Here is a 12,268-nt window from a genome sequence, read left to right as displayed (position 1 = left end):
GGCCTTTTTTTATGCCCGTCCGGCTCAGCTGCAGATGGCGAGCAAAGCGAGCAGCCCCGCAATTTCCGCCATCTGCTGCGAAGCGCCCAGTATGTCGCCGGTCTGGCCGCCGATCTTGGCCCTGGCCAGCGCGCCCAGCCCCATAGCGGCTGCACCCATTGCCAGGGCGGTGCCAAAGGCCGCCGCGCCAATCAGAGGCAATGACAGGAATACTGCAAGCCCTGCGGCCAGAAGGCAGGGCAGAGCGCGGGGGCGTCCCACGGTTTGCGACAGCCCCGCCGATCGCGCATTGGGCAGCGCCGCCATCAGCGCGGGCATCACCGCCCGGCTCATCATCGCCAGCGCCAGCAGCGGCCAGGGGCCTGCAACCTGCAGCAAGGCGGCCAGCGCGGTCCAGCGCAGGCCGAACCCCAGGATCAGCGCGATCACCCCGTAGGCCCCGATGCGGCTGTCTTTCATGATCTCCAGCCGCCGTTCGCGGCTGAAACCGCCCCACAGCCCGTCGGCGGTATCGGCCAGCCCGTCCTCATGCATGGCACCGGTCAGCAGCACCTGAACTGCCAGCGCCAGCCCGGCGGCCACCGCCGCCGGCAGGCCCGCCGCCAGCGCCAGCGCGGCCAGCAGTGCTGCGGGCAGGGCCACCGCCAGCCCGGCCAGCGGAAACGCCCAGACTGCCTTGGCCTGACGCTGAAACGCTTGCGGCGGCAGATGCGGCAGCGGCAGCCGGGTCAGCAGCACCAGCGCCAGAAGCACGTCATTTGCCTGGATGTCGTTTTTTCGCATTTACGGGCCTATTGCGGGGCTTGCGGCACTGCCGCCAGCGGTTAAACAGATTGCCAACCGCTTTATCCGCGTCACCCGCTCAGATGCAACGAGGCTTTCACATGCTGCCACAGCTTTCCTCCCTTGATGATTTCCGCGCCGCACTGGCTGCTGCGCCGGCCCAGGACCAGGCCGCGCTGCAGGGCGCTGCCGCCCGAAACAGCCAGCTGACCAAACCGCCGGGCGCGCTGGGGCGGCTGGAAGACCTGGCGATCTGGTACGGCGGCTGGCGCGGCAGCGACCGGCCCGAAATCGCCGCGCCGCAGGTGATCGTCTTTGCCGGCAATCACGGCGTGACAGCGCAAGGCGTTTCGGCCTTTCCGCCGGAAGTCACCGCTCAGATGGTCATCAACTTCCAGCACGGCGGCGCCGCGATCAACCAGCTGGCCAAGCTGGCAGGCGCCCGCATGGATGTGCACGCGCTGGAGCTGGACCGCCCGGCCGGTGATTTCACCCAAGGCCCGGCCATGACCCAGGATGAGCTGCTGGCCGCCCTGCGGACGGGCTGGACCGCAGTGGACCCCAGCGCCGACCTGCTGGTGGTCGGCGAGATGGGCATCGGCAACACCACCCCGGCGGCGGCGCTGGCCTGTGCCCTGTTCGGCGGAGACGCGGCTGACTGGACCGGCCGCGGCACCGGCGTGGATGATGCCGGTCTTGCCAACAAGACCCGGGTGGTGGCCGAAGGCGTGGCGCTGCACAAGGGCGCCATCCGGGATGGGCTGGATGCGCTGGCCTGCCTTGGCGGGCGCGAGATTGCCGCCATGGCCGGTGCCATTGCCGCGGCCCGGGTGCTGCGCATCCCGGTGATCCTGGACGGCTTCATCTGCTGCGCCGCCGCCGCCTGCCTGTTGCAAACCGCAGACGGGGCGCTGGACCACGCCTTGGCGGGCCACCAAAGCGCCGAGGGCGCCCATCCGGTGCTGCTCGGCAAACTGGGCAAGCAGCCGCTCTTGTCGCTGGGTCTGCGGCTGGGCGAGGCCTCCGGCGCGGCGCTGGCGATCCAGGTGCTGAAAGGCGCGATTGCCTGTCACAGCGGTATGGCAACATTTGCCGAGGCGGGGGTCTCGGACGGCTGAGCGCCTGTCTCAGTTGCTAAAACGAAGCCCTGGCCTGCGCCGGGGCTTTTTTATTCGGCGGCCTCGGAGGATTTCTTCCGCTTGCGCTCCGCCATTTCGAAAATCGCGCTTTCGAGGGCCTTTTCCAGTTCCCGCGCCCGTTCGATATAGGCGGGGTTCTGGCTGGCCGGGGTGCCGGGGACCCAGTGCTCGGCCAGATCGCGCAGGTTCTGGCGGTCGTGATTGTAGAACGTCTGCGCCGCCTGCGCCGCCTCGTATTCGGTGAGGCCCACGTTCTCCAGCACGTAGCGGCCCGCCCGGACCGAGCTGTCGAACAGCTCGCGCACGATGTCGTCGGCGCCGGCCTGATACAGCTCATAGACGTGGTTGCGGTCCTTGGCGCGGGCGATGATGTGCAGGTCCGGATAGGCGCGGCGCACATGGGACACCATCTTGACCACCCCTTCGGGATCATCCAGCGCCACGACAAACACCTTGGCCTTGGCAATGCCGGCCGCTTTCAGCAGCTCCGGGCGGGTGGGGTCGCCCAGAAAGCTCTTGACCCCGAAGCGGCGCATCAGCTGCACCGCCTCCATGTCGTGGTCCAGCACCACGGTCTTGAAACCGCTGGCCTGAACCAGCCGGTTGACGATCTGCCCGAAGCGGCCAATGCCGGCGATGATGACCGGGCCTTCCTCGTCGATCTCGTCCGGCTCGTGCTCCTGGCGGGCGTCGGCCATGCGTTTGGACAGGAAGTCATAGAGGATGAACAGCAGCGGCGTGATCAGCATCGACAGGGCAATCACCAGCAGCAGCTTTTCCGACAGGGCCGCCGGGATCACATTCAGCTGGCGCGAGAAGGTGAGCAGCACAAAGCCGAACTCCCCGGCCTGGGCCAGGCTGAGGGTGAACAGCCACAGCCCGCGGCGGCGCAGGCCAAAGGCGCGGCCAACCGCAAACAGCACTGCGCCCTTGGCAAAGATTACCAGCGCGGCCAGTCCGATCAGGTCGGCGGGATCCGCCAGGAGCTGGCGGTAGTCGATGCCTGCGCCGACGGTGATGAAGAACAGCCCCAGCAGAAGCCCCTTGAAGGGGTTGAGGTCGCTTTCCAGTTCATGCCGGAATTCCGAGTTGGCCAGCACCACGCCCGCCAGAAAGGCGCCGAGCGCCGGCGACAGGCCGACCAGCGTCATCAGGAAGGAGATGCCGACCACGATCATCAGCGCCAGCGCGGTGTACATCTCGCGCAGGTTGGAGGCGTGGATGAAGCGGAACAGCGGCCGGGTGAGGTAGATGCCCGCGAGGATGATAAAGGCAATGGCGGCGAGGGTGACCAGCGTCACCGCCCAGCCGGGCAGCCCGTCCACCAGTGACAAGGACCCGTGGCCCGCGCCGTGGCTGTCGCTTTCCAGAATGATGGAGCCATCGCTGGAGAACTGCGGGATTGCATAAGAGCCAAGCAGCGGCAGGAAGGCCAGTATCGGAATCACCGCAATGTCCTGGGTCAGCAGCACCGAAAAGGCCGAGCGGCCGCCGCCGGTGCGCATCAATCCCTTTTCGGACAGCGTCTGCAGCACGATCGCGGTGGAAGAGAGCGACAGCGCCAGGCCGATGGCCAGGCTGACGTGCCAGGGCTGGCCCATCGCCATGGCTGCCCCCATCAGGGCAAGGGTGGACAGCGAAATCTGCATGCCGCCCAGTCCCAGCAGCTTGTGCCGCATCGCCCACAGCGCGCGCGGCTCCAGCTCCAGCCCGATCAGGAACAGCATCATGACCACGCCGAACTCCGCGAAATGGCGCAGATCCTCGGTTTCGGTGCCGGTCAGGCCAAGCACCGGGCCGATGGCAATGCCCGCCGCCAGGTAGCCCAGCACCGAGCCAAGGCCGAGACGTGCGGCCAGCGGCACCGCGATGACGGCGGCTGCCAGATAAACGGTTGCCTGGTAAAAAAACTCTTCCATACAGAAGGTATCGCAAGCGCGCCGGTACCTTGGCAATGGCTTTGGCAGCTGCGGCGCGCTGATAAGGCAATTCGGCGCCTGCCGGGGGCCGGCGCCGCGGAATTATTGCTCCAGCAGGCGGATTTCTTCGCTGAGCTTGCCGATCCGGTCCAGCCGCCGCGAAATCCGCTCCTGGAAACCGCCGAGCTGGTCGATGATATCTGCCAGGGTTTCACCAGAATCGGTCAGCCTGGCGCTTTCGATCTTCAGCAGCACCCGGGTCGAGCTGAGGCCGAGGAAATGCCGGTGCATGACCTGGCAGGCGCTGGTGATGCGCTCGGCTTCCTGATCGACTTCCTTCATGCCGTCCTGCGAGCGCTTGACCTGGTCCTTCACCAAATCGCCGAGGATCTTGCGCTCGGCCTCCATGTCGACATTGCCCAGTTCGCGGCGTTCTTTTTGCAGCTGGTTGTCGCATTCGATCAGGATCCGCGCCATGCCTTCGACAAACAGGCTGTTGTTGACGGAGGATTTGATCTTGGCGAAGTTGCTGTTCTTTCCCATCACATGCGCCGCGAACCAGTCCGACATCTCGCGCGACATGGAGCCATAGTTCTGCGACAGCACGGTGACCGGTCCGCCCGACGGCTCAATCCGCGAGGCCAGCACCCGCAGGTTGTGCGGGATCGTGTGCATGGCGTCGAAATCGGCGATCAGACCTTCGGTTTCCTCGACCAGGGTTTCGGCATTGCGCAGCATGCCGGTCAGTTCCCGGATGCGGGCGTGCGGCTGGTTGCTGAGGCCGGTATCGCGGGCGATCAGCTCCTGGCTCAGCGCGTGGGCGGCGAACTGGTGGTAATTCTCGTAGCCGTGACTGCCCAGCCAGTCGAGCAGGTACTGGGCGCTGTCCTCAGGTTTGACCCCCTGGTCTTTCTCGCGCTTGAGCATCTGGGCGTAAAAGGCGCGCACCTCGCCGAACAGTTTGCTGCTGGGCTTGATCCGGGCAGAGAGGTAGCCGTCCTGGCAGGGGACAACCACGGCAAACACCCAGTAGTACAGCCCGTCCTTGGACTTGTTCTTGACATAGGCGCCCATGGGGTCGCCGCGCTGGATCGTGTCCCAGAACAAAGAAAACACGCCCTTGGGCATGTCCGGGTGGCGGATCAGCTTGTGCGGCGCGCCGATCAGCTCCTCCCAGGGGTAGGCGCCCACCCGCCGGAAAACATAGTTCCCGGCCTGGATCACGCCCCGGCCGTCAGTCCTGGAGAAGAACACTTCATGGAGGCCAAAGGGAGCCTCGCCGCTGCTTGGGCGCGTTTCAACACGGCGGTCAACAAAAGACACGGCAAATTCCACTTCTGTTTGAGTAGTCGTTGCGTTCGTCTTACGCCCAAACCCTTCCCGAGTAGTTAAGTTGGCAGCGGCGCATCTCGTTTTAATTGTGCCATTACGATCTGGCTCTGGACGCGTGAAACGCCCGGGTGCGGCAGCAGAATTTCGTGAATCAGCGTGTTCAGCGCCTGCAGGTCGGCGCAGTAGACACGCAGCAGGTAATCGGCTTCGCCGGTCATCGTCCAGGCGGAGGTGATCTGCGGCTGGCTGGCCACCAGCCGGGCGAACCCCTTGGACTGCTCGGGGCCGTGGCTGCCCAGATGCACCTGCACAAACCCCTGCACCGCAAGCCCCAGTTTGGCCGGGTTCAGCCGCGCCGCATAGCCCTCGATATAGCCTTCCGCCTCCAGCCGCTGGCGCCGCCGCCCGGCCTGGCTGGGCGACAGGTTGAGCAGTTCGCCAAGCTGCTGCGCGGTCAGATGCGCGTCTTTTTGCAGCGCCGCGAGAAGTTTCGTGTCTGTCGGATCCAGCATGCGGGATTTCTCCGTTTTTCAGGAAGAATGTGAAAAACCTGCGCATAAAGCAAGCGGCGCGCGTTAAACTACGCGGAAAACCTGTATCGGAAATGCGGTATTCTTGGCGCAAGATTTAATCCTGTCCCCACATCAGATGAAGGAGACGCGCAATGGGTCCGTTCCCCCACAATGCCCCGAAATCCGAGATTACCCCGGAAAACCCCGCTGGCACCGATGGCTTTGAATTTGTTGAATTTGCCAGCCCGGAGCCGCAGGAACTGCGGGACCTGTTCACCCGGATGGGCTATGAGCTGGTCGGCCGACACAAGCAAAAGCCCGGCATCGAGCTGTGGCAGCAGGGCGACATCACCTATATCCTGAATGCCGAGGCCGGCAGCTTTGCCGAAAAATTCGTCGCAGAGCATGGCCCCTGCGCCCCGTCGATGGGCTGGCGCGTGGCCGATGCGCAGAAGGCGTTCGAACATGCCGTCGCCAAGGGCGCCGAAGCCTATGACGGCGATGACAAGACCATGGACGTGCCCGCGATCAAGGGCATCGGCGGCTCGCTGATCTACTTCATCGACCAGTACTATGACACCTCGCCCTACAATGAGGAATTCGAGTGGCTGAAGCAGTCCAAGGCGCGCGGCGTCGGCTTCTACTACCTCGATCACCTGACCCACAACGTCTACAAGGGCAACATGGACAAGTGGTTCAAGTTCTACGGCGAGCTGTTCAACTTCAAGGAGATCCGCTTCTTCGACATCGAAGGGAAATACACCGGCCTGCTGAGCCGCGCGCTGACCTCGCCCTGCGGCCGTATCCGGATCCCGATCAACGAGGACCGCGGCGAAACCGGGCAGATCGTCTCCTACCTGAAGAAGTATAAGGGCGAGGGCATCCAGCACATCGCCGTCGGCACCGAGAACATCTATGACTCGACCGATGAGATTTCGGAGCGCGGCATCAAGTTCATGCCTGCCCCCCCGGAGAGCTATTACGACCTGAGCCACGAGCGCGTGCAGGGCCATGAAGAGCCGCTGGACCGGATGAAGAAACACGGCATCCTGATCGACGGCGAAGGCGTGGTTGACGGCGGCGAGACCAAGATCCTGCTGCAGATCTTCTCCAAGACCGTGATCGGTCCGATCTTCTTTGAGTTCATCCAGCGCAAGGGCGACGACGGCTTCGGCGAGGGCAACTTCAAGGCGCTGTTTGAATCGATCGAGCGGGAGCAGATCGAAAACGGCGAGATCCAGGCCGCCGAGTAACCGCCGGCGCTTGAGTGACAGGGCCGGGTCCGCACTGCGGGCCCGGCTTTTTCGTGTTCGTCTGCGTGTTCGGGGCCCGGCTGCCTGCAGACCGGGGGCTGGTGGTAGTGGGCAGGGGCAAAATGCCGTCCCGCCCGGATGCTTAGCTGTTGGGCATCTTCAGAGTGCGGTTGCGGCCGCCTTTCTGGTACTGCAGCTGGCTTTCGCCAATGGCAATCACCCGGCCGCCGTCGATGCGGTCGCCGACCCGCACCTTCATGTAGCGGCCCGACGGCAGCCGGACCAGCGCGCGGCGGTCAGAGGCGGTGCCGTAAACCCCGATCAGGTTCAGCTTGCGCAGATTGAGGGCGTTGTTGACCGTGGCGCGGCGGGCGACCGACGCTTCGGTCGGGATGCGCGGCGCGGCAGCAGCGGCAGCGGCGGGCACGGCGGCGGCGGTCTGCACCTGGTTCTGGGCATTGCGGCGGGCGCGGTCCACCAGATTGGCGAAATTCGCAGGCCGCTCGCGCGGCACCGCCGAGGCGGCAATGGCCAGGGCGGTGGCCGCCATCTGCTCTTCCCCGGCCGGTTTCACGCTGGCCGGGCGCTGGCGCGGGCGCAGCGAGGCGAGTTCGGCCCGGCTGAGGCCGCCCAGCCGGGCGCGCTCGGTCTGTTCCTCCAGATCCGCGGGCCGGGCTTTGGGGCGCTTGCGCGACAGCACCTGATTGCGGGCCACCTCTTCGGCCAGGGCTTCGGCGGCCGGGTCGCTGCGCTCCGGTGCGCGCGGCGGCACCTTCTTCGGGCGGCCCAGGTAGACCCTGATGCCGTCGGGGTTGAGTGTGCCTTTGGGGCTGGCCTTGACCAGTCCGCGGGCGTCCAGGTCAAAGTCCGCACCCGCCACGGCGGGGGAGGCAATCGCCGCCAGCCTGTCATCCCCGGCAAAGGACTCCGGCTGCGGCAGCGCCACTGCATCGGCGGCGATGTCCGGCTGGTCAATGGAGGCGGTATAAAGCTCATCAAGGCCAGGCGCAGCGGGGCTGGTTCCAAGATCCGGCGCAACCGGCCATACCCCGGTCGCGGCATAGCGCGCAGCCAAGGCCAATTCGTCCAGCGGCTCTTGCTGCGGTGCCTGCGCCGGGGCGGCAGGCACCGCCAAGCCTTCCTCCGTTTCGAAGTCCTCCAGCGCGTCCGGAATTGCCGCGTCAGCCTCAGCGGTCTCGTCAGGCAGCTCCGCGCCATCCGCGGCAGCTTCGTCTTCGGCAGAGGGCTCCTGCCCGCTGTCAAGCACGTCCGCCAGGGCCGCTTCGCCAGTGGGGGCATCCGCGGCAGCGCCAAGGACCTGCACGCCGGGGTCGGGCTGATCCGCCAGCACGCTGACCTGCGGCGCGATGGCGGCATCATCCGCATCCGTGCCGGGCTGCGGCACCACGGCGGCCGGGCTGTCTGTCCCGTCCGGCGGGGGGCTGCCGGGGGCGCCTTCGGGTGCTAGGCGGCTGTCTTCAGCAGGCGTGTCCGAGAAGAAGCCGCTTTCGCCGAATACCGCCCAAACCGCGACGGTGGCCATGAACAGCAGCAGCAGGGCCGTCAGGATCACCCCAAGGTAGCGCGGCTTGCCTTTGGCTGCCGGTTTGCCGGCATCCTCCTTGGGCGGCGGGGCCGGAGCTGCGGCAGCTTCACGCAGCGCTGCGGGGGCGGGCGGGATCTTTGGCTGCGGCGCGGCGGCGCCGGCCTGATCCGCGGGCTTGGCCGCAACAGCGGCCCCCAGCGGTTTCGCCGCAAGAGGCGGCGGAATACGGTCAGGCGCCGGCGCCGGACCCTGAACGGGCGGAGCAGAGGAGTTTGCGGCCGCAGCTTTGCTGCGGATGCTGGAGAACCCGTTGCCCTCCTGCGCGGAGCCGCCGGCTGCCGGTGCCGGCGGCGCAGGCGGAAGGCTGACCGGTGCCTTCGCATCGGCGGGCAGCGCCGGGGCATCCACAGGCGCGTCTTCTTTTGCTGCTTCCGCGTCCGGTTCCTGTGCGGGCGCCTGGGGCGGCTGCGGCGGGTCCAGGCTGGCGGTCGGAGCGGGCGGCTGCTGCTCCGCCGGCTGTTCGGCGGCAGTGTCCGTGGACGGCTCCGGTGTGTTCTCTGCCGGGGCGGGCGCGCTGTTTTCTGCCGTGTCCTCTGCCACTGGCGCCGGCAGCTTGGCCGGGCCGGCAACCTCTACCGCTTCGCTGTCGGGCTCTACCTCGGTGCCGCGGATCGCACGGGTGGTGCCAAAGAACGGCTCGCCCTGAAATCCGCTGTCTTCGGGTGCCGCGACAAAGCTCACCGGGCCAAATCCATGCTCCACCGCAAAGGTTTCCGCCTCGTCCAGCGTTTCCAGCGCCACGGCGGCAACATGGGTCAGGCTGCCGTCCGCGCTGATGTCAAAGGCCAGCTCATCCACCGGATAGGGCGTCGCCCCTTCCAGCGCAGCCCTGGCGGCGGCAATCCGCGCCTCTGCCGGCAGCTCACCGGTTTCCAATGTCAGATAGCGGATCTGGTCCTCTGGCAGGATCAGCTTGCTGAACACGCCGTCCGGCGCCAGCCGCAGCGCATCGGCGCGTATGTCCGCCAGCGCAGCAGGCAGATCCCCGGCGTCAAACGGGGTGCTGCCCACGTGCCGCCAGCCGTCTTCGGCGCGATAGAGAAGCGCAATACCATCAGCGGAAAGCGAAAGAGCAAAAGCCGGTTTCATGCCGTGGGTCAAACCATCCAAATCCATACTGCCCGGGGCCGCCCGACGCGCCCGGTGTTTTGCCGCGGACCTTAAAGCAGGAGATTGCCGAGTTAAAGGAAAAGACTGACGGCGGGGCTTGCGGGCGGCAGTTTGCCGTCCCCATCTAAGGGGCATTCGTAAAAGGAGCTTTTGAAGATGAAAGCAAGGAAACTTCTGGCCGCCGCACTGATGCTGTCGATGGGGGCAGGCGCTGCAGCCGCAAGCGAAGCCGCCGCCCCGCGGCAGATCACGGTCAATGGCGAAAGCACCCTGCAGATGGCGCCGGAACTGGCAACCATCACCCTGGGCGTGACCGAGGAGGCCGAGGAAGCCGCGGCTGCCATGGCGGCTGTGTCCGAGGCGATGGGGGCGGTGATCGCGCAGCTGAAGGACAGCGGCATCGCTGGTGCCGACATGCAGACCCAGCAGATCGCGATGCATCCGGTCTGGTCGCAGGACCGCTCCTACGACAACGGCGGCCGGCGCGAGATCACCGGCTTTCAGGCGTCGAACACGCTGATGGTGCGGGTGCGCGATCTGGACCGTCTGGGGCCGGTGCTGGATACAGTGCTGACCGCGGGCGCCAACCAGTTCCAGGGGTTGAGCTTTGGCGTTGAGGATACCGCCGCGGTCACCGACAGGATCCGCGGCGAGGCGGTCAAGGATGCGATGCGCAAAGCGCAGCAGCTGGCCGAAGCCGCCGGCATGGAGCTGGGCCCGGTGCGCACAATCACCGAGAACGGCGGCGGTGGCGGGCCGCGTCCGATGATGGCCATGGACATGGCCCGCAGCGAGGCGATGCCGGTCGAAGCTGGCGAGCTGACCTTCACCCATAATGTCTCGGTGGTGTTCGACATGGCCGAGCCGGGCGGCGCGGCAAGCGAATAACGAAAAAGGCCGGGCAGGGCGCCCGGCCTTTCTCTTTCAGGTAAACCGTGTCTCAGCCGCAAGCTTTGGCCAGCGCCTGGTCCAAGTCGCGGATCAGGTCGTCCGCATCCTCGATGCCGATGGACACGCGCACCACGTTGGGGCCCGCGCCCGCGGCTTCCTGCTGCTCCGGCGTCAGCTGCCGGTGGGTGGTGGAGGCGGAGTGGATGATCAGCGAGCGGGTGTCGCCCAGGTTGGCGACGTGGCTGAAAATCTCCAGCGAATCCACCAGTTTGACGCAAGCCTCGTAACCGCCCTTGACGGCAAAGGTAAACAGCCCGCCGGTGCCCTTGGGGTAGCAGGCCTGGGCGCGCTCGTAATAGGGCGAGGACGGCAGCCCGGCATAGGTCACATAATCGATCCGGTCGTCGTTCTCCAGCCAGTCGGCCACCTTGCGCGCGTTTTCGCAATGGCGCTGCATCCGCAGGGACAGCGTCTCGACGCCCATCAGCGTGTAATGCGCCGCCTGCGGGTTCATCGTCATGCCCAGATCGCGCAGGCCGATGGCGATACCGTGGAAGGTATAGGCCAGCGGGCCAAAGGTCTCGTGGAACTTGAGGCCGTGATAGGCCGGCTCCGGCGCCGACAGGGACGGGAACTTGTCATTTGCAGACCAGTCGAACTTGCCGCTGTCGATCACGCAGCCGCCGGTCACGGTGCCGTTGCCGGTCAGGTATTTGGTGGTCGAATGCACCACCAGCGTGGCCCCTTGGGCAATCGGGTTGCACAGGTACGGCGTGGCGGAGGTGTTGTCGACAATCAGCGGGATGCCGGCGCCATCGGTGATGTCCGCCAGCGCCCGGATATCGGTCACATAGCCGCCCGGGTTGGCGATGGATTCGCAGAACACAGCACGGGTGTTGCCGTCGATCGCCGCCTTGACCGCGTCCAGATCGTCGGTGTCAACGAATTTCGCCGACCAGCCGAAACGCTTGATGGTCTGGCTGAACTGGGTGACGGTGCCGCCATACAGCCGGGTCGAGGCCACCACATTGCAGCCCGGCCCCATCAGCGGGAACAGCGCCATGATCTGCGCCGCATGGCCGGAGGAGCAGCAGACCGCGCCAACGCCGCCTTCCAGCGTCGCCAGCCGCTCCTGCAGCACCGCAACCGTAGGGTTGGTCAGGCGGGAATAGATAAACCCGACCTCCTGCAGGTTGAACAGGGCCGCAGCGTGTTCGGCATCGCGAAAGACATAAGCGGTGGTTTGGTAAATCGGCGTCTGCCGCGCGCCAGTGGCCGGGTCCGGCTTGGCGCCAGCATGAATCTGCAAGGTGTCAAAGCCATAAGACGGGGCATCGGTCATGAGTGGGTCTCCCTGAAAACTCTCCTGCGTCGCGCGCACAACAGCATGGCTGCGGGCAGAAGGCAATCGCGCCAATGCCGCAGCGGAAACGGGGCCGGGCTGCGGTTTGCCCTGCAGTTCACAGCCGGTTTTAAACTGGAGGTTCAGCGCGGCAAGCAGGCTCCAGCGCCTGAGTTGCAGCCTGCGATTGCGGGCGGGAAGGCCAGATCCGCTTTTACCGGAATACCTGGCGTCCGGCTGCCGGATCAGCCGGCCTGGCTTTCGGTGCAGATGCGGCAGTCAGAATGAGTTCCAGCGGCGGCTGCTGTGTTATACGCGCTGCAAAATCCGAAGCAGAAACAAGTGGGTATCTGAAGTGATGGTGCCCCCACACGGTAGTTC

At 65.9% G+C, this 12,268-nt stretch carries 9 protein-coding genes; 3 read left to right on the top strand and 6 right to left on the bottom strand.

Features of this window, described 5'->3' with window-relative positions:
• Positions 1 to 24: 24 nt before the first annotated feature.
• Positions 25 to 783 carry an adenosylcobinamide-GDP ribazoletransferase gene (gene cobS / locus B2P87_RS13115; protein ID WP_141889867.1) on the bottom strand — a complete coding sequence of 253 codons (759 nt, stop codon included), beginning with the start codon at positions 781 to 783 and terminating at the stop codon, positions 25 to 27.
• A 101-nt stretch (positions 784 to 884) separates the two neighbouring features.
• On the opposite strand from cobS, the gene cobT reads away from it, so the two are divergent.
• A complete protein-coding gene (gene cobT / locus B2P87_RS13110; RefSeq protein ID WP_141889868.1) occupies positions 885 to 1,901 on the top strand; it encodes a nicotinate-nucleotide--dimethylbenzimidazole phosphoribosyltransferase in 1,017 nt (338 codons plus the stop codon).
• A 50-nt stretch (positions 1,902 to 1,951) separates the two neighbouring features.
• Here the strand turns inward: cobT and B2P87_RS13105 are convergent, their stop codons facing one another.
• The 3 genes from B2P87_RS13105 to B2P87_RS13095 all read right to left on the bottom strand — a co-directional run bounded on the left by B2P87_RS13105 (position 1,952) and on the right by B2P87_RS13095 (position 5,685).
• Entirely contained in the window at positions 1,952 to 3,841 is a 1,890-nt protein-coding gene (locus tag B2P87_RS13105; RefSeq protein WP_058284368.1) for a monovalent cation:proton antiporter-2 (CPA2) family protein, read from the bottom strand.
• A gap of 102 nt (positions 3,842 to 3,943) precedes the next feature.
• On the bottom strand, positions 3,944 to 5,164 hold the full coding sequence (locus B2P87_RS13100; protein WP_058284487.1) for a PAS domain-containing protein: 1,221 nt from the start codon (positions 5,162 to 5,164) through the stop codon (positions 3,944 to 3,946).
• Positions 5,165 to 5,229: 65 nt separating this feature from the next.
• A complete protein-coding gene (locus B2P87_RS13095) occupies positions 5,230 to 5,685 on the bottom strand; it encodes an Lrp/AsnC family transcriptional regulator (protein WP_008556450.1) in 456 nt (151 codons plus the stop codon).
• A 152-nt stretch (positions 5,686 to 5,837) separates the two neighbouring features.
• Here B2P87_RS13095 and hppD point away from each other — a divergent pair, with 152 nt between their 5' ends.
• Entirely contained in the window at positions 5,838 to 6,938 is a 1,101-nt protein-coding gene (gene hppD / locus B2P87_RS13090; RefSeq protein ID WP_141889869.1) for a 4-hydroxyphenylpyruvate dioxygenase, read from the top strand.
• 142 nt (positions 6,939 to 7,080) lie between these two features.
• Here hppD and B2P87_RS13085 read toward each other — a convergent pair whose 3' ends face one another.
• Positions 7,081 to 9,633, bottom strand: a complete 2,553-nt coding sequence (locus B2P87_RS13085; protein WP_244940783.1) for a hypothetical protein — start codon at positions 9,631 to 9,633, stop codon at positions 7,081 to 7,083.
• A gap of 177 nt (positions 9,634 to 9,810) precedes the next feature.
• Here B2P87_RS13085 and B2P87_RS13080 point away from each other — a divergent pair, with 177 nt between their 5' ends.
• On the top strand, positions 9,811 to 10,542 hold the full coding sequence (locus tag B2P87_RS13080; protein WP_141889870.1) for an SIMPL domain-containing protein: 732 nt from the start codon (positions 9,811 to 9,813) through the stop codon (positions 10,540 to 10,542).
• A gap of 52 nt (positions 10,543 to 10,594) precedes the next feature.
• Here the strand turns inward: B2P87_RS13080 and B2P87_RS13075 are convergent, their stop codons facing one another.
• Positions 10,595 to 11,887 carry an O-acetylhomoserine aminocarboxypropyltransferase/cysteine synthase family protein gene (locus B2P87_RS13075; RefSeq protein ID WP_141889871.1) on the bottom strand — a complete coding sequence of 431 codons (1,293 nt, stop codon included), beginning with the start codon at positions 11,885 to 11,887 and terminating at the stop codon, positions 10,595 to 10,597.
• Positions 11,888 to 12,268 lie beyond the last annotated feature (381 nt).

Source organism: Leisingera sp. UBA4491 (assembly GCF_002388965.1).
GTDB classification, from domain to species: Bacteria; Pseudomonadota; Alphaproteobacteria; order Rhodobacterales; family Rhodobacteraceae; genus Leisingera; species Leisingera aquaemixtae.
This window is presented reverse-complemented; position numbering and strand designations above follow the sequence as displayed.